The organism is Pseudomonas khorasanensis (genome assembly GCF_014268505.2).
GTDB lineage: Bacteria > Pseudomonadota > Gammaproteobacteria > Pseudomonadales > Pseudomonadaceae > Aquipseudomonas > Aquipseudomonas khorasanensis.
Map to the genome: position 1 here is coordinate 1 of NZ_JABWQP020000008.1, position 17,024 is coordinate 17,024.

Genomic DNA, 17,024 nt, shown 5'->3' on the forward strand with positions numbered 1-17,024 from the left:
TGGCGGCCTTTGGGCCGACCAGGCTCTTTGGTTTTTGGGTGAATATCCGTTTTTGCGGTGTTGCGGCTGGCGGTTTCGCCCTTACGGCGAGTCACCTTTTTCAAACGCCAAAAAGGTAACCCAAAAGGCTTGCTCCTGCGTTCGGCCCTCGCAGGCTCGGGTTCCTTCGCTCCGGGACTGATCCGGGCGCAGCGGCTCCGGTTTGCTTCGCTGCACCTACACTCGCTGTGCACGACTGCGTCGTACGGTCGCTGCGCTCCCACGCCCGGATCAATCCCTCCACTCAGCCTTCCGACGTCGCCTGTGGATCAAGAGCGGTACTCGAGCTTGCGCTCATTGTTGAATGGGGCGGCTTCGCCGCGGGCAGCTGCGCTGCTTTGCTTTTCTGTGGGAGCGAGCCTGCTCGCGAAAGCTTGATCATTCACCACAAATCCCGAGCACAAAAAAGCCGGCAACCCTTCACGGATTGCCGGCTCTCTACTCAGACCCATTCAAGTCACTGCATCAACACTTCAATCGAGCCATCGGCGGTCATGCTGACCTGGCTGGTGCCCGCTTCAACTTCCGGTGTGACCGGCGCGGAATCCATGGCGGCCGCTTTCATCATCATCGGGGCGCGCAGGTACGGTTGTGGGTAGCCGTTGCTGTTGAGGTTCAGGTTGACGATTTTGTAGCCCTTGCCGCCCAAGGCGTCGGTGGCCAGTTGAGCGCGGGTCTTGAAGGCGGTGACGGCTTCTTTCAGCAGTTGGTCTTCGCTGGCCTTCCGGGTCGGGTCGGCGATGGCGAAGTCCATGCCGCCCATTTTCAGGTCGGTCAACAGTTCGCCGGTGAGTTTGGACAGGGCGGCGAAGTCGGTGCTTTCCAGGCGCAGTTCGGCGCGTTCGCGCCAGCCGGTGATTTTCTGGCCCTTGGTGTCGTAGATCGGGTAGCTGTTGCGGCTGCCCGTGCGCAGCGTGATGTCTTTGACCTGTTTGGCCTGGGCCGTTGCCTTGTTCATGGTGGTGCTGACGGCGGCGGCGAGTTTGGCCGGGTCGGTGTTTTGCTCTTCGGTGTAGAGCGTCACGATCATCTGGTCGCGGGCCACTTCCTGGCTGACTTCGGCGCGCAGGGAAATCTGGTTGTAATGCAGCTCATCGGCGGCGAGCGCCGGAAGGCTGGCGACGCTGCCGACGGTCAGGGCGAGAAGGGCGGCGCTGCGGCGAAATGTGTGCATGAAAGCTCCTTGATGAGGGCGCAGGTGATGGTTCGAAAAGCCTGCGTGAACCATCAGACTCTAACTTTTATGATCCGGTTCGCCCAGTTACAACTTCGATACAGATCAGCCTGGTAGGGCGGCAGTGCTTTTGTGGCGCGCTAACCCTGTTGCCCGGCAAGACCTGTGGTCGTTTGCCGCACTTTCGCCTCTGGACCCCGCGCCTTGGTTATACTCCGTGTGATCCGCCTGGAGCGCTCATCAGGAGAGCTCATGCTCGCCCCCGTACAATTGACTTCCGCCACTCGCCAGAACCTTTGGCGGCTGACTTTTATCCGCACCCTGGTGCTGGCCGCACAGGCCGGGTCTGTGGGCCTGGCCTACTGGCTGCAATTATTGCCGTTGCCGTGGGTGCAACTGGCGATGACGCTGGGATGCTCGATTCTGCTCTGCGTGTTCACCGCCGTGCGGCTGCGCACGTCGTGGCCGGTGACCGAGCTTGAATATGCGCTGCAACTGGCCTGCGATCTGGTGATTCACAGCGCGCTGCTGTATTTCTCCGGCGGTTCGACCAACCCTTTCGTTTCCTATTATCTGGTGCCACTGACCATCGCGGCGGTGACGTTGCCTTGGCGTTATTCGGTGATTCTGTCGGGCATTGCGCTGGCGCTGTACACCGTGATGCTGACGCGGTTCTATCCGTTGGAAACCTTGCCGGTGGCCCGTGAAAATCTGCAGATCTACGGCATGTGGTTGAGTTTCGCCCTGGCGGCGGCGGTCATTACGTTCTTCGCCGCGCGCATGGCTGAAGAGCTGCGTCGGCAGGAAGAGCTGCGGGCTATTCGTCGTGAAGAAGGCCTGCGTGATCAGCAGTTACTCGCCGTCGCCACGCAAGCTGCTGGCGCGGCGCATGAGCTGGGTACGCCGCTGGCGACCATGAGCGTGCTGCTCAAGGAGATGCAGCAGGATCATCCCGATCCGATGCTGCAGGACGATCTGAAAGTGCTGCAGGATCAGGTCAAACTCTGCAAGGAAACATTGCAGCAACTGGTTCGCGCTGCCGAGGCCAACCGGCGTCTGGCGGTGGAAATGCAGGATGTCACCGACTGGCTCGACGAAGCGCTGAACCGCTGGCACCTGATGCGCCCGGAGGCCAGTTACCGCTTCCAGCGCCTGGGCCAGGGCGCCGTGCCACGCATGGCGCCGCCGCCGGACTTGACCCAGGCACTGCTGAATCTGCTCAACAACGCCGCCGATGCCTGTCCGGACAATCTGCAAGTCACGCTCGACTGGGATTCGGAAACCCTGACCATCAGCATTCGTGACCACGGCGCCGGTGTGCCGCTGGCCATCGCCGAGCAGATCGGCAAACCGTTTTTTACCACCAAGGGCAAAGGTTTCGGCCTGGGCCTGTTTTTGAGCAAGGCCAGCGTGACACGCGCCGGCGGCTCAGTGAAACTCTATAGTCATGAGGAAGGCGGCACGCTCACCGAGCTGCGCCTGCCCCATGGCGCCCGAGGAGACCAACATGAGTGACGAAATCCAAGTCGAAGGCGAAGGCGAAGAACTGCCGCATCTGCTGCTGGTCGACGACGACGCGACCTTCACCCGCGTCATGGCCCGCGCCATGGCTCGCCGTGGCTTTCGCGTCAGCACCGCAGGTTCCGCCGAGGAAGGCCTGACCATTGCTCAGGCCGATCTGCCGGACTATGCCGCGCTCGACCTGAAAATGGACGGCGATTCCGGTCTCGTGCTGCTGCCGAAGCTGCTGGAACTTGACCCGGAAATGCGCGTGGTGATCCTCACCGGCTATTCGAGCATTGCCACGGCCGTCGAGGCGATCAAGCGCGGTGCCTGCAACTACCTGTGCAAACCGGCCGATGCCGACGACGTGCTGGCCGCGTTGCTCTCCGAGCACGCTGACCTCGACAGTCTGGTGCCGGAAAATCCGATGTCGGTCGATCGCCTGCAGTGGGAACACATCCAGCGCGTGCTGACCGAGCACGAAGGCAATATCTCCGCCACGGCCCGCGCGCTGGGCATGCACCGCCGCACCCTGCAGCGCAAACTGCAGAAGCGTCCGGTCCGTCGCTGAACCTGCGCTGAACGACTATCGCCAACCCTCGCGATAAAACGCGTCGATCATCTATGATCGGCGCGTATCTGTTCTTTTCTATATCGAGCCTTATCCATGAATCAGAACGCTGAATATTCCGCGGTCAACGATGCTGTGCGCGGGCAGTTTTTTCGCAAGGTCTGGGCGATGACCACGCCTTACTGGCGCAGTGAAGAGAAGGGCAAGGCCTGGACGTTGCTGATTGCCGTGATTGCGCTGACGCTGTTCAGCGTGGCGATTTCGGTGTGGATCAACAGTTGGTACAAGGATTTCTATAACGCCCTGCAGAAAAAGGATGAAGCGGCGTTCTGGAAGTTGATCCTGTATTTCTGCGGCATTGCTACGGTGGCGATTCTTGGCGCGGTGTATCGCCTGTACCTGACGCAGATGCTGACCATCCGCTGGCGGGCGTGGCTGACCGAAAAACACTTCAAACGCTGGCTCGACCACAAAAACTATTATCAGCTGGAGCAGGGCGGTTACACCGATAACCCCGATCAGCGGATTTCCGAAGACCTCAACACCTACACGGCCAACACCCTGAGCCTGGGGCTCGGGCTGCTGCGTACGATTGTCAGCCTGGTGTCGTTCTCGATTATTTTATGGGGCGTGTCGGGCAGTATCGAAGTGTTCGGCATCGAGATTCCCGGGTACATGTTCTGGTGTGCGCTGTTATACGCGGCGGTCGGTAGCTGGCTGACGCACCTGATCGGTCGGCGGCTGATCGGCCTGAACAACCAGCAGCAACGCTTCGAAGCTGACCTGCGTTTCTCGATGGTCCGCGTGCGTGAAAACGCTGAAAGCATCGCGTTGTACAACGGCGAACCGAACGAAAATCGCCGTTTGAGCAGCCGCTTCGGGCTGGTCTGGCACAACTTCTGGGACATCATGCGCGTATCCAAGCGCCTGACGTTTTTCACGTCCGGCTACGGCCAGATCGCAATTATTTTCCCGTTTATCGTCGCGGCGCCGCGCTACCTGTCCGGCAAAATCGAATTGGGCGAGCTGATGCAAATCAACTCGGCCTTCGGCAACGTGCAAGAGAATTTCAGCTGGTTCATCACCGCCTATTCTGATCTGGCCGCATGGCGCGCCACCTGTGATCGTCTGCTGAGTTTTCGTCAGGCCATGACCGACAACGAACAGCGCACCCCGGCCATCGACGTACAGAACCAGGGCAGCGAATTGCAGGTGCATAACCTTGGGCTTGACCTGGCCGATGGCCGTCATTTGCTGACCAGCGCCGACATGACCGTTGAACCGGGCGAGCGGGTGATGCTCAGCGGGCGTTCCGGCAGCGGTAAATCCACTCTGCTGCGGGCGATGGGACACTTATGGCCGAAAGGCCACGGCAATATTCGGCTACCGGCGGCGCGTTATCTGTTCTTGCCGCAAAAGCCTTATCTGCCGATCGGCACTTTGCGTGAAGCACTGAGTTATCCACAGCCGGGCGACACCTATACGCCGAAGCGTTATGCACAGGTACTGGAAACCTGCCGCTTGCCGCATTTGGTTGCGCGGCTGGACGAAGCCAATCACTGGCAACGCATGCTTTCACCCGGTGAGCAGCAGCGCCTGGCTTTTGCCCGCGCGCTTCTTTATGCGCCGCAATGGCTGTACATGGACGAAGCCACCTCGGCGATGGATGAAGAAGACGAGGCGACGTTGTATCAGGCGCTGATCGATCAGATTCCGGGGTTGAGCATTGTCAGCGTCGGCCATCGAAGCAGTTTGAAACGATTCCATCCTCGGCATGTTCGGATCGATGGCGGGCATTTGGTGGAGCAGGCAATAATCGTCTGAGCACTTTATCTGTGGGAGCGAGCCTGCTCGCGAAGGTGTCGTACCGGTTGACAAATCTGTCGCCTGAAGTACCGCTTTCGCGAGCAGGCTCGCTCCCACAATAGGGCAATGTGATCTGGGCGGTGATCGTACAACTCGCTTGAGCTATCATGCCCACAAGCCGAACTTTCGAGACAAGATGCAGACCATGGAAAAGCTGATCGACACCCCGCGCCTCCCCCGCAAGCGCCGCAGCCTCGCCCAGGAATTGGTGACGGTGTTGAGCGAACAGATCCGCGATGGGCTGCTCAAGCGCGGTGACAAATTGCCCACCGAGTCGGCGATCATGGAAGCCCATGGCGTCAGCCGCACCGTGGTGCGTGAGGCGATTTCCCGTTTGCAGGCCGCCGGCCAAGTGGAAACCCGTCACGGCATCGGCACTTTCGTCCTCGACACGCCAAGCCCGAGCGGTTTCCGCATCGACCCGGCCACCGTCGTCACGTTGCGTGACGTGCTGGCCATTCTCGAATTGCGCATCAGCCTTGAAGTGGAATCCGCCGGCCTCGCCGCGCAGCGCCGCAGTCCCGAGCAACTGGCGACCATGCGCGCCGCCCTGGACGCATTGAACGAAAGTGCATCCCATGCCAGCGACGCCGTATCGTCGGACTTTGCTTTCCACCTGGAAATCGCGTTGTCCACCGGCAACCGCTATTTCACAGACATCATGACCCACCTGGGCACCAGCATCATTCCGCGTACGCGTCTGAATTCGGCGCGACTGGCTCACGATGATCAGCAGCACTACATGGGGCGTCTGAGCCGCGAGCACGAAGAAATCTACGACGCGATTGCCCGTCAGGATTCCGATGCCGCGCGTGCCGCGATGCGCCTGCATTTGACCAACAGCCGCGAAAGACTGCGCCAGGCCCATGAAGAGGCGCAGGCGCAGCGAGGCTAGGATCAGGCCTCGATCCACAATCTGAGCGCCTGGGAATACGGCTCCATGCTCGACTCGTCACGAAACTTGTACCGCAACTCCACCTCGCGGTTCAGGTACGGCTGCAGGGCCTCCTTCGGCAACTGCACCTCGATGTCGAACAGTTTTTCCATCTCATCCCCGGCGTCATCCCAGGCGCCGGTGTCCACTTCGTCACCCTCCCATTCGGGTTCTTCGGCATCGCTGCCCAGAATCGCGTAGACGCTCCAGCTCGCCGATAAATCGCTGGAATCAGGGACCTCCACGGTCAGGATGTCCGGCAGTTGCGAGAGCTGGAGCGTAATGCGGTCGTGCTGTGCGGGTGCGACGTGGGCGAGGGTGGGTGCGGCAAAGTGCATTGGCATATCGGCTTCCCTTGAGTGGTCCGCCACGATCCTTCATGGCAGTCGCCGTACTTTACGAGCGGCTCGTCCCGTGGTGGTTAAACGAATCCAGACCAAATATTTCCGCCAGCGAAAGCGCCAAGGGCGAGCCTCGTAGCGATTTCAGCTAGCGCCAAAGCCAATCTTGTCTGACAAAAATGTGCCGCCAACGATGAAATGCAGTTGACGGTTACTTTTTAAGTTGTACGATGACCTACAACTTCGGCTAAGGCTGAACGGTCCACTCACAATAAAACGTTGCTACCAGGGTGTTCGAATAATGAATCCACAAGAACTGAAGTCCATCCTCTCTGCCGGCCTGTTGTCTTTCCCGGTGACCGATTTTAACGCGCAGGGCGATTTCAACCGCGCGGGCTACATCAAACGCCTGGAATGGCTGGCTCCGTATGGCGCTTCGGCCCTGTTCGCAGCGGGCGGCACCGGTGAGTTCTTCTCCCTGGCTGCCAGCGAGTACTCGGAAATCATCAAGACTGCCGTCGACACCTGCGCCACCAGCGTGCCGATTCTCGCCGGCGTGGGTGGTTCGACCCGCCAGGCCATCGAATACGCTCAGGAAGCCGAGCGTCTGGGCGCCAAAGGTCTGTTGCTGCTGCCGCACTACCTGACCGAAGCGAGCCAGGACGGCGTTGCCGATCACGTTGAAGCCGTGTGCAAATCGGTGAAAATCGGCGTGGTCGTTTACAACCGCAACGTTTGCCGCCTCACTGCGCCGCTGCTCGAGCGCCTGGCTGAACGCTGCCCGAACCTGATCGGCTACAAGGATGGCCTGGGCGATATCGAGCTGATGGTGTCGATCCGTCGCCGCCTCGGTGATCGCTTCAGCTACCTGGGTGGTCTGCCGACCGCCGAAGTCTACGCGGCTGCTTACAAGGCGCTGGGCGTGCCGGTTTACTCCTCGGCCGTTTTCAACTTCATTCCGAAAACCGCGATGGACTTCTACCACGCGATCGCTCGCGAAGATCACGCCACCGTCGGCAAGATCATTGACGACTTCTTCCTGCCGTACCTCGACATCCGCAACCGCAAGGCCGGTTACGCTGTGAGCATCGTCAAGGCGGGTGCAAAAATCTCCGGCTATGACGCAGGTCCGGTGCGTGCGCCGCTGACCGACCTGACCGGCGAAGAGTACGAAATGCTCGCCGCGCTGATCGACAAGCAAGGCGCGCAATAAACGAGAAGAGCGAAGCCGCTGAGCAATCAGCGGCTTTTTGCGTAAAGGCTTTTAGAGTTGAGGGCTGCCCTGTGACAACTGCAAAACGCTACGACAACTTCATCAACGGCGAATGGGTCGCCGGTGCCGATTATTCGGCCAATATCAACCCGTCCGAATTGAGCGACAACATCGGCGACTACGCCAAGGCTGACCTGACTCAGGTCAACGCCGCCATCGACGCCGCCCGCGCGGCGTTCCCGGCCTGGTCGACCTCGGGCATTCAGGCCCGTCACGATTCGCTGGACAAAGTCGGCACGGAAATCCTGGCCCGCCGTGATGAGCTCGGCATGCTCCTGGCCCGGGAAGAAGGCAAGACCTTGCCTGAGGCCATCGGCGAAGTGACCCGCGCCGGCAACATTTTCAAGTTCTTCGCCGGTGAATGCCTGCGTCTGTCCGGTGACTACGTGCCGTCGGTACGCCCGGGCGTCAACGTAGAAGTGACCCGTGAAGCGCTGGGCGTGGTCGGTCTGATCACTCCGTGGAACTTTCCGATCGCCATCCCTGCATGGAAAATCGCCCCGGCCCTGGCCTACGGCAACTGCGTGGTATTGAAACCGGCCGATCTGGTGCCGGGTTGCGCCTGGGCGCTGGCCGAAATCATCTCCCGCGCAGGCTTCCCTGCCGGCGTGTTCAACCTGGTGATGGGCAGCGGTCGCGTAGTCGGCGATGCCCTGGTACAGAGCCCGAAAGTCGATGGCATCAGCTTTACCGGTTCCGTCGGCGTTGGCCGTCAGATTGCGGTCAACTGTGTGTCGCGTCAGGCCAAAGTGCAGCTGGAAATGGGCGGCAAGAACCCGCAGATCATTCTCGACGATGCCGACCTCAAACAAGCGGTCGAGCTGTCGGTGCAGAGCGCGTTCTACTCCACTGGCCAGCGCTGCACAGCGTCCAGCCGTCTGATCGTCACTGCCGGGATTCACGACAAGTTCGTTGAAGCCATGGCCGAGCGCATGAAGTCGATCAAGGTCGGCCACGCGCTGAAGTCCGGCACTGACATCGGTCCGGTGGTGTCCCAGGCGCAGCTTGATCAGGACATGAAGTACATCGGCATCGGTCAGTCCGAAGGCGCGCGACTGGTCAGCGGCGGTGAACTGGTGACCTGCGAAACCGAAGGTTACTACCTTGCTCCAACGCTGTTCGCCGACAGCGAAGCGTCGATGCGCATCAGCCGCGAAGAGATCTTCGGCCCCGTGGCCAACATCGTTCGCGTCGCTGATTACGAAGCCGCGCTGGCAATGGCCAACGACACCGAGTTCGGGCTTTCGGCCGGCATCGCGACCACCTCCTTGAAGTACGCCAACCACTTCAAGCGCCACTCCCAGGCCGGGATGGTCATGGTCAACCTGCCAACCGCCGGCGTCGATTACCACGTTCCGTTCGGTGGCCGTAAAGGCTCATCCTACGGCTCCCGCGAGCAGGGCCGCTATGCGCAAGAGTTATACACGGTCGTGAAGACCAGTTACATCGGTTCCTGATACAGCAATACCCCCTGTAGGAGCTGCGAAGGCTGCGATCTTTGATCTTGATCTTGAAAAAAAACAAGATCAAAAGATCGTCCGAACGCGGCCCGAGCCTTCGGCAGCTCCTACGGGGAAAATGCAAGACCAAAGAATGTTTTACCCGCATAAAAATAATCAGTGGGAGTACATCCACATGCAACTGACTCAAAAGCCGACGCACGTCCGCTATTTGATCCTGCTCATGCTGTTTCTGGTGACCACGATCAACTACGCGGACCGCGCGACTATTGCCATCGCTGGTTCCAGCCTGCAAAAAGACCTCGGCATCGACGCCGTCACCCTCGGCTACATCTTCTCTGCATTCGGTTGGGCCTATGTGGCCGGGCAAATTCCCGGTGGCTGGTTGCTTGATCGCTTCGGCTCGAAAAAAGTCTATGCCCTGAGCATTTTCACCTGGTCGCTGTTCACCGTGCTGCAAGGCTTCGTCGGTGAATTCGGCATGTCCACGGCGGTGGTTGCGCTGTTCATGCTGCGCTTCCTCGTCGGCCTGGCCGAAGCGCCATCGTTCCCCGGCAACGCGCGCATTGTCGCCGCGTGGTTCCCGACCGCAGAACGCGGCACCGCTTCGGCGATCTTCAACTCGGCGCAATACTTTGCCACCGTGTTGTTCGCGCCGCTGATGGGCTGGATCGTCTACAGCTTCGGCTGGGAGCACGTGTTTATCGTCATGGGGATCCTCGGCATCGTGTTCTCGCTGGTCTGGCTGAAAGTCATCTACAGCCCGCGCGAACATCCACGCATCAATGACGCCGAGTTCAAGCACATCGCCGATAACGGCGGCATGGTCGACATGGATCAGAAGGGCAAGAAGTCCGACGGTCCGAAGTGGGATTACATCCGTCAGCTGCTGACCAACCGCATGATGCTCGGCGTGTATCTGGGCCAGTACTGCATTAACGGCATCACTTATTTCTTCCTGACCTGGTTCCCGGTGTACCTGGTGCAAGAGCGCGGCATGACCATTCTCAAGGCCGGTTTCATCGCCTCGTTGCCGGCGATCTGCGGCTTCATCGGTGGCGTGCTCGGCGGGGTGATTTCCGACTACCTGCTGCGCAAGGGCCACTCGCTCACCTTCGCCCGCAAGGCACCGATCATTGCCGGTTTGCTGGTCTCCAGCAGCATCGTGGCGTGCAACTATGTTGACGTGGAATGGATGGTTGTCGGCTTCATGGCCCTGGCATTCTTCGGCAAAGGCGTTGGCGCACTGGGCTGGGCGGTGGTCTCCGACACCTCGCCGAAACAGATTGCCGGTCTGAGTGGCGGCCTGTTCAACACCTTCGGCAACATCGCGTCGATTACCACGCCGATCGTCATCGGTTACATCATCAGCTCCACCGGTTCGTTCAAGTGGGCACTGGTGTTTGTTGGCGCCAATGCGCTGGTGGCGGTATTCAGCTATCTGGTGATCGTCGGCCCGATCAAGCGCGTGGTCTTGAAAGAGCCGCCAGCCAAGGGTGGTGATGAAGTCACCGGCAATCTGTCCCAAGCGCATTCCTGAGGAGCGGCGTCATGCAGTTGATTGAACATTCCGACTCGCCGCGCTACATCCGCCTGCACGAGCGGGACAACGTTGTAGTGGTGGTGAACGATCAGGGCGTACCGGCCGGTACTGAGTTTGCCGACGGGCTGGTGACGCTGGATTTCGTCCCGCAGAGCCACAAAGTCAACCTTGAGGACATTGCTGAAGGTGGCCCGGTGATTCGCTACGGGCAGATCATTGGCTACGCGTTGCAGCCGATCCCTCGCGGCAGTTGGGTCAAGGAAGATCAACTGCGCATGCCGACCGCGCCGCCGCTGGACAGCTTGCCGCTGTGCACCGATGTGCCGGACGCGCAGGCTCCGCTGGAAGGCTTTACGTTCGAGGGTTATCGCAATGCCGACGGCACCGTCGGCACGCGCAATATTCTTGGCATCACCACGACGGTGCAGTGCGTGACCGGCGTGCTTGATCACGCGGTCAAGCGCATCAAGGACGAGCTGCTGCCCAAGTATCCGCACGTTGATGATGTGGTGGCGCTGACCCACAGTTACGGCTGTGGCGTGGCGATCACCGCCACCGACGCCTACATTCCGATTCGCACCGTGCGCAATCTGGCGCGCAATCCGAACCTGGGCGGCGAAGCCCTGGTGATCAGCCTGGGCTGCGAAAAACTGCAGGCCGGGCAGGTGATGCACGAGGACGACGCGTCCGTCGATCTCAGCGATCCATGGCTGTATCGCTTGCAGGACTCCAGTCACGGTTTCACCGAAATGATCGAGCAGATCATGGACCTGGCCGAAGTGCGCCTGAAGAAACTCGACCAACGCCGCCGCGAAACGGTGCCGGCGTCCGAGCTGATTCTGGGCATGCAGTGCGGAGGCAGCGATGCATTCTCCGGGATCACCGCCAACCCGGCACTGGGTTATGCCTCGGACTTGCTGCTGCGCGCCGGGGCGACCGTGATGTTTTCCGAAGTCACCGAAGTGCGCGACGCGATCTATCTGCTGACGTCTCGGGCGCAAACGCAAACCGTGGCCGAGGAACTGGTGCGCGAAATGGACTGGTACGATCGCTACCTCGCGAAGGGCGAAGCGGATCGCAGTGCCAACACCACGCCGGGCAACAAGAAGGGTGGCCTGTCGAACATTGTCGAGAAATCGTTGGGTTCGATCGTCAAGTCCGGCAGCAGCGCGATCAATGGCGTGCTCGGCCCCGGCGAGCGTTTCAAGCACAAAGGGCTGATCTTCTGCGCGACGCCGGCAAGTGACTTTGTTTGCGGAGCCTTGCAATTGGCGGCCGGGATGAATCTGCACGTATTCACCACCGGGCGTGGCACGCCTTATGGCTTGGCGATGGCGCCGGTGGTGAAGGTTTCGACCCGCACGGAATTGGCGCAGCGCTGGCCGGATCTGATCGACATCGACGCCGGGCGCATCGCCACCGGGCGCGCGACCATAGAGGAGTTGGGCTGGGAGTTGTTTCACTATTACCTGGATGTTGCGAGCGGCAAGCAGCAGACCTGGGCGGAGAAGCACAAACTGCACAACGACATCACGCTGTTCAACCCGGCGCCGATTACCTGATCGTTTCATGGAAGATCAAAAGCCCCTTACCCCAGCCCTCTCCCGGAGGGAGAGGGGGCCGACCGAGTTGTTTTGCGCTATACATCGACCTGACAAATCGGGTCGATTATGGATTCGACGATGTCATTTCAGGTCGGTGGATTGTTTAAATATCCCCCGATCGGTTCCCTCTCCCTTTGGGAGAGGGCTAGGGTGAGGGGCTTTTGCTTTATCATTGCCCCCCTGACTAAGCGCACCCAAGGCTCTCCGGCATGCTGGCAATCTTCCTCGAAACCCTGAACATCACCGCGCCGGTGTTTGCCATGCTGTTTCTCGGTGTGCTGCTCAAGCGCATCGACTGGATCAACGACAACTTCATCCACACCGCGTCGTCGCTGGTGTTCAACGTCACCATGCCGGCGCTGCTGTTTCTCGGCATCTTGCACGCTGACCTGCATGCCGCCCTGCAACCTTCTTTGCTGATCTACTTTTCCCTCGCCACGCTGGTGAGTTTCGCCGTGGCGTGGGGCTGGGCGATTTTGCGCTGCCCGCGCGAAGACCGCGGCATCTATACCCAAGGCGCCTTTCGCGGCAACAACGGGGTGATCGGTCTGGCGCTCGCGGCCAGCATGTACGGCGATTACGGGATTTCCCTTGGCGCGATTCTCGCGGCGCTGGTGATCCTGTTTTACAACACGCTGTCGACGATTGTGCTGGCGGTGTACAGCCCGGTGATCAAGTCCGATCCGTGGAGCATCTGCAAAAGCGTGTTCAGCAACCCGCTGATCATCAGCGTGATTGCGGCGGCGCCGTTCGCGTATTTCAAGATCGGCCTGCCGGGCTGGCTGGAAACCTCCGGTCAGTATCTGGCACAGACCACATTGCCGCTGGCACTGATCTGCATCGGCGGCACGCTGTCGCTGGCGGCGCTGCGCAAGAGCGGCAAGATGGCGCTCAGTTCCAGTCTGGTGAAGATGATCGGTCTGCCCGTGCTGGCAACGCTGGGGGCGTGGCTGTGGGGGTTTCGCGGTGCGGAGCTGGGGATTCTGTTTCTGTATTTCGGCAGCCCGACGGCGGCGGCCAGCTTCGTCATGGCCCGGGCGGCGCAGGGTAATCATGAGCTGGCAGCGGCGATTATTGTGTTGACCACATTGATGGCGGCCATTACCACCAATGTCGGGATATTTGTGTTGCAGTGGGGTGGGTGGATCTGATTTTGAATGTTGTGGTGTTGCTCAGGGCCTCTTCGCGAGCAGGCTCGCTCCCACAGGGAAACGCATTCCAAATGTGGCAGCGAGCCTGCTCGCGAAGGCGGTCACTCTGGCTTTTGGTAGCTATCAATCACTTCCTGTGCCGCCCGAAACGCATCGATCGCCGCCGGCACACCGGCATACACCGCGCAATGCAATAGCGCCTCGCGAATCTCTTCTACCGTGCAGCCATTGTTCAGCGCGCCGCGCACGTGACCCTTCAACTCCTGCGGGCACTTCAATGCGGTCAGCGCCGCGAGGGTAATGAGGCTGCGGGTCTTGAGCGGCAATCCTTCCCGATTCCATACGCCGCCCCAGGCATGCTCATTGACGAAATCCTGCAGCGGCTGAGTGAACTCGGTGGCGTTGCCCAGCGCCCGGTCGACAAACGCATCGCCCATTACCTGACGGCGGATCTCAATCCCCGATTGCTTCGATTCGCTCATGGCACATCCCCCTTGTGGTGTTGACGACGCCAGGCGCGGATCGACGTGAGCAGCAGAAACGTCAGCAGCGCCGGCAGGACATAAAACAGCATCAGCCGCTCGAGCTTGCCGGCCAGCGGCATGCCGGTGGTGAACGACACCACGTGCAGCCCATAGACCAGATACAAACCCAACAGCAACAGACCTTCAGCGCGGGTCACGCGGTAGCCGGAGTAAAACACCGGCAAGCAAAGCGCGGCGACGCCGAGCATCACCGGCAAGTCGAAATCCAGTGCGTTGGGCGACACCGACAGCGGTGCCGGCGCGATCAACGCGGTCAGTCCCAGCACGCCGAGCAGGTTGAACAGGTTGGCGCCGATCACGTTGCCCACCGCAATGTCCCGTTGCCCGCGCAGAGCAGCGATCAGCGAGGTCGCCAGTTCTGGCAGCGAGGTGCCGATTGCAACCACGGTCAGGCCGATCACCCGTTCCGACAGCCCAAGGTCGGTTGCCACGCTCACGGCGGCGCCGAGCAACAAACGGCCGGCGAACACCAGCAGAGCCAGGCCGGCGAGAATCATCAGCACACTGACTAGCCACGATTGCTGCGTTTCCTGCGGTCGCTCTGTGTGGGGGCGGGTCGAGTGTCGTGACTGGCGCAACAGCAGGCCGAGATACAGCGCCAAGGCTGCGAGCAGGAGGACGCCGTCGAAGCGTCCGATGTCTTTATTCCAGGCCAGGATGAACACCAGCAGGCTGGCGCCGATCATCAGCGGAATGTCCAGGCGTACCAGCTGCCGCGACACGCGCAGCGGAATGATCAACGCCGCCAGGCCAAGGGTTACAAGGATATTGAAAATGCCGCTGCCGACCACGCTGCCGACGGCGATATCCGGGTTATGCGTCAATGCCGCCTGCAGGCTTACTGTCATTTGCGGCGCGCTGCTGCCGAGGGCAACGATGGTCAGACCGATGATCAGTGGGCGCACATGCAGACGCTCAGCCAGGCGCACGGCGGCGCGCACCATCAGCTCGGCACCAATGATCAACAGGCCCAGGCCGCTGAGCAGCTCGATCACGTTGATCAACGGTAAATCGGCTAATCCGAAAATGGTCGATGCTCCATCAGTCGAGGGCCTGCACACGAACCCGTGCGGTGCCGCTGCGCAGCATGCCGATTTCCTCGGCGGCCCCGCGCGACAAATCAATGATCCGGCCACGAGTGTGCGGGCCGCGATCATTGATGCGAACCACGACAGATTCATCGTTTTTCAGGTTGGTGACCTTCACCCGGGTACCGAACGGCAACTGGCGGTGGGCGGCGGTCAGGGAATGCTGGTTGAACGCTTCGCCGCTGGCGGTGCGTTTACCGTGGTGCTTTGCACCGTAATAAGAGGCGACGCCGGTCTGGTCGTAACCGTGCGGGTCGACGGTGCCGCTGCTGGCGCAACCGGCCAGTAAAGAGAGCAGGGCGCAGGCGCCGAGCAAACGTTTCATTCGAAAGCTCCCAATAACAATCCCAAGTGATCGTTCCCACGCTCCTGCGTGGGAATGCATCCCGTGACGCTCTGCGTCACACCATGGACGCAGAGCGTCCGGGGCGGCATTCCCACGCGGAGCGTGGGAACGATCCCCGAGCGCGGGGCGAGAATCAGCCTTCGAGCTTGCTTTTCAGCAGTTCGTTCACCTGCTGCGGGTTGGCCTTGCCTTTGGACGCTTTCATGGCCTGGCCGACGAAGAAGCCGAACATCTTGCCGCGCTTGGCTTCGTCTGCCGCGCGGTATTGCTCGACCTGCTCGGCGTTGGCCGCAAGCATTTCGTCCAGCACCGCCGAGATTGCGCCGCTGTCGGTCACCTGCTTCAGGCCACGCTTTTCGATGATCTCGTCAGCGCTACCTTCGCCGTTGGCCATCGCCTCGAACACAACCTTGGCGATCTTGCCGGAGATGGTGTTGTCCTTGATGCGCTGCAGCATGCCGCCCAATTGCTCGGCGGAAACCGGCGACTCGTCGATGTCCAGGCCTTGTTTGTTGAGCAGGCTGCCCAACTCGACCATCACCCAGTTGGCCGCCAGTTTGGCGTCGCCACCAATGGCTGCGACCTTCTCGAAGTAATCCGCTTGTTCACGGCTGGTGGCCAGCACGTTGGCGTCGTAGGCCGACAGGCCGAATTGGCTCTGGAAGCGTTCGCGCTTTTGCGGCGGCAGTTCCGGCAGAGTGGCGCGCACTTCGCCCAGGAACGACTCTTCGATGATCACCGGCAACAGATCCGGATCGGGGAAGTAACGGTAGTCGTTGGCTTCCTCTTTCGAACGCATCGGACGGGTCTCGTCCTTGTTCGGATCGTACAGGCGAGTCTGCTGAATCACCTTGCCGCCGTCTTCGATCAGCTCGATCTGACGCTGGATCTCGGAGTTGATGGCCTTCTCGATGAACCGGAACGAGTTGACGTTCTTGATCTCGCAGCGCGTGCCGAATTCAACCTGGCCTTTCGGACGGATCGACACGTTGCAGTCGCAACGCAGCGAGCCCTCAGCCATGTTGCCGTCGCAGATGCCCAGGTAACGCACCAACGCGTGGATCGCCTTGACGTAAGCCACGGCTTCCTTGGCGCTGCGCATGTCCGGCTCGGAGACGATTTCGAGCAGCGGTGTGCCGGCACGGTTCAGGTCGATGCCGGTGGCACCGTTGAATTCTTCGTGCAGGCTCTTGCCGGCGTCTTCTTCCAGGTGCGCGCGCGTGATGCCGACGCGTTTGACTGTGCCGTCTTCCAGGGCGATGTCCAGATGGCCCTTGCCAACAATCGGCAATTCCATCTGGCTGATCTGGTAGCCCTTCGGCAGGTCCGGGTAGAAATAGTTTTTACGGGCAAACACGTTGTGCTGACCGATCTCGGCGTCAATCGCCAGACCGAACATCACCGCCATCCGCACGGCTTCCTGGTTGAGCACCGGCAACACGCCGGGCATGCCCAGGTCGATCAGGCTCGCCTGCGTGTTCGGCTCGGAGCCGAACGTGGTGGAACTACCGGAAAAGATTTTCGACCGGGTGGTGAGCTGAGTGTGAATCTCCAGCCCGATCACGACTTCCCATTGCATGTGTTTC

15 protein-coding genes are annotated in these 17,024 nt (G+C 60.5%); 9 read left to right on the top strand and 6 right to left on the bottom strand.

Features of this window, described 5'->3' with window-relative positions:
• Nucleotides 1-496 precede the first annotated feature (496 nt).
• Nucleotides 497-1,213 carry an SIMPL domain-containing protein gene (locus HU727_RS17000; protein WP_186532692.1) on the bottom strand — a complete coding sequence of 239 codons (717 nt, stop codon included), beginning with the start codon at nucleotides 1,211-1,213 and terminating at the stop codon, nucleotides 497-499.
• A 252-nt stretch (nucleotides 1,214-1,465) separates the two neighbouring features.
• On the opposite strand from HU727_RS17000, the gene HU727_RS17005 reads away from it, so the two are divergent.
• From HU727_RS17005 to HU727_RS17020, 4 genes are all read left to right on the top strand, one after another.
• On the top strand, nucleotides 1,466-2,728 hold the full coding sequence (locus HU727_RS17005; RefSeq protein ID WP_186532693.1) for an ATP-binding protein: 1,263 nt from the start codon (nucleotides 1,466-1,468) through the stop codon (nucleotides 2,726-2,728).
• Nucleotides 2,721-3,287: a response regulator transcription factor gene (locus HU727_RS17010; RefSeq protein ID WP_186532694.1), complete on the top strand. Its 567-nt coding sequence runs from the start codon at nucleotides 2,721-2,723 to the stop codon at nucleotides 3,285-3,287. Before HU727_RS17005 ends, HU727_RS17010 begins: the two co-directional genes overlap by 8 nt.
• Nucleotides 3,288-3,383: 96 nt before the next feature.
• A complete protein-coding gene (locus HU727_RS17015; RefSeq protein WP_186532695.1) occupies nucleotides 3,384-5,111 on the top strand; it encodes an ABC transporter ATP-binding protein/permease in 1,728 nt (575 codons plus the stop codon).
• 187 nt (nucleotides 5,112-5,298) lie between these two features.
• A complete protein-coding gene (locus tag HU727_RS17020) occupies nucleotides 5,299-6,048 on the top strand; it encodes a FadR/GntR family transcriptional regulator (protein WP_178081198.1) in 750 nt (249 codons plus the stop codon).
• A gap of 2 nt (nucleotides 6,049-6,050) precedes the next feature.
• On the opposite strand, the gene HU727_RS17025 is transcribed toward HU727_RS17020, so the two are convergent.
• The gene (locus HU727_RS17025) at nucleotides 6,051-6,431 is read right to left on the bottom strand and encodes a hypothetical protein (RefSeq protein ID WP_186532696.1); all 381 of its coding nucleotides are present in this window, start codon (nucleotides 6,429-6,431) and stop codon (nucleotides 6,051-6,053) included.
• Nucleotides 6,432-6,729: 298 nt separating this feature from the next.
• Between HU727_RS17025 and kdgD the strand changes: the two genes are divergently transcribed.
• The 5 genes from kdgD to HU727_RS17050 all read left to right on the top strand — a co-directional run bounded on the left by kdgD (nucleotide 6,730) and on the right by HU727_RS17050 (nucleotide 13,459).
• Nucleotides 6,730-7,641: a 5-dehydro-4-deoxyglucarate dehydratase gene (gene kdgD / locus HU727_RS17030; RefSeq protein ID WP_186532697.1), complete on the top strand. Its 912-nt coding sequence runs from the start codon at nucleotides 6,730-6,732 to the stop codon at nucleotides 7,639-7,641.
• Nucleotides 7,642-7,712: 71 nt separating this feature from the next.
• Complete coding sequence (locus HU727_RS17035; protein WP_186532698.1) at nucleotides 7,713-9,158, top strand: aldehyde dehydrogenase family protein; 1,446 nt, start codon at nucleotides 7,713-7,715, stop codon at nucleotides 9,156-9,158.
• A 76-nt stretch (nucleotides 9,159-9,234) separates the two neighbouring features.
• Nucleotides 9,235-10,701: an MFS transporter gene (locus HU727_RS17040; RefSeq protein WP_367617015.1), complete on the top strand. Its 1,467-nt coding sequence runs from the start codon at nucleotides 9,235-9,237 to the stop codon at nucleotides 10,699-10,701.
• An 11-nt stretch (nucleotides 10,702-10,712) separates the two neighbouring features.
• Nucleotides 10,713-12,266: a galactarate dehydratase gene (gene garD / locus HU727_RS17045; protein WP_186532700.1), complete on the top strand. Its 1,554-nt coding sequence runs from the start codon at nucleotides 10,713-10,715 to the stop codon at nucleotides 12,264-12,266.
• A gap of 251 nt (nucleotides 12,267-12,517) precedes the next feature.
• On the top strand, nucleotides 12,518-13,459 hold the full coding sequence (locus HU727_RS17050) for an AEC family transporter (protein ID WP_186532701.1): 942 nt from the start codon (nucleotides 12,518-12,520) through the stop codon (nucleotides 13,457-13,459).
• Between the two features lie 101 nt (nucleotides 13,460-13,560).
• Here the strand turns inward: HU727_RS17050 and HU727_RS17055 are convergent, their stop codons facing one another.
• From HU727_RS17055 to gatB, 4 genes are all read right to left on the bottom strand, one after another.
• Nucleotides 13,561-13,941, bottom strand: a complete 381-nt coding sequence (locus HU727_RS17055; RefSeq protein WP_186532702.1) for a carboxymuconolactone decarboxylase family protein — start codon at nucleotides 13,939-13,941, stop codon at nucleotides 13,561-13,563.
• Nucleotides 13,938-14,999: a calcium/sodium antiporter gene (locus HU727_RS17060; RefSeq protein WP_186532865.1), complete on the bottom strand. Its 1,062-nt coding sequence runs from the start codon at nucleotides 14,997-14,999 to the stop codon at nucleotides 13,938-13,940. The genes HU727_RS17055 and HU727_RS17060 overlap by 4 nt, the downstream gene beginning before the upstream one ends.
• Before the next feature lie 46 nt (nucleotides 15,000-15,045).
• Entirely contained in the window at nucleotides 15,046-15,417 is a 372-nt protein-coding gene (locus HU727_RS17065; protein ID WP_186532703.1) for a septal ring lytic transglycosylase RlpA family protein, read from the bottom strand.
• Nucleotides 15,418-15,571: 154 nt separating this feature from the next.
• Nucleotides 15,572-17,017, bottom strand: coding sequence for an Asp-tRNA(Asn)/Glu-tRNA(Gln) amidotransferase subunit GatB (gene gatB / locus HU727_RS17070; RefSeq protein WP_186532704.1), 1,446 nt, complete (start codon nucleotides 17,015-17,017; stop codon nucleotides 15,572-15,574).
• Nucleotides 17,018-17,024: the final 7 nt, after the last annotated feature.

Bases quoted from the DNA above. Each gene is read 5' to 3' on its own strand.
- kdgD (WP_186532697.1), top strand. From the start codon at position 6,730: ATGAATCCACAAGAACTGAAGTCCATCCTCTCTGCCGGCCTGTTGTCT.
- HU727_RS17010 (WP_186532694.1), top strand. From the start codon at position 2,721: ATGAGTGACGAAATCCAAGTCGAAGGCGAAGGCGAAGAACTGCCGCAT.
- HU727_RS17005 (WP_186532693.1), top strand. From the start codon at position 1,466: ATGCTCGCCCCCGTACAATTGACTTCCGCCACTCGCCAGAACCTTTGG.
- HU727_RS17015 (WP_186532695.1), top strand. From the start codon at position 3,384: ATGAATCAGAACGCTGAATATTCCGCGGTCAACGATGCTGTGCGCGGG.
- HU727_RS17025 (WP_186532696.1), bottom strand. From the start codon at position 6,431: ATGCCAATGCACTTTGCCGCACCCACCCTCGCCCACGTCGCACCCGCA.
- HU727_RS17020 (WP_178081198.1), top strand. From the start codon at position 5,299: ATGGAAAAGCTGATCGACACCCCGCGCCTCCCCCGCAAGCGCCGCAGC.
- gatB (WP_186532704.1), bottom strand. From the start codon at position 17,017: ATGCAATGGGAAGTCGTGATCGGGCTGGAGATTCACACTCAGCTCACC.
- HU727_RS17050 (WP_186532701.1), top strand. From the start codon at position 12,518: ATGCTGGCAATCTTCCTCGAAACCCTGAACATCACCGCGCCGGTGTTT.
- HU727_RS17000 (WP_186532692.1), bottom strand. From the start codon at position 1,213: ATGCACACATTTCGCCGCAGCGCCGCCCTTCTCGCCCTGACCGTCGGC.
- garD (WP_186532700.1), top strand. From the start codon at position 10,713: ATGCAGTTGATTGAACATTCCGACTCGCCGCGCTACATCCGCCTGCAC.
- HU727_RS17055 (WP_186532702.1), bottom strand. From the start codon at position 13,941: ATGAGCGAATCGAAGCAATCGGGGATTGAGATCCGCCGTCAGGTAATG.
- HU727_RS17065 (WP_186532703.1), bottom strand. From the start codon at position 15,417: ATGAAACGTTTGCTCGGCGCCTGCGCCCTGCTCTCTTTACTGGCCGGT.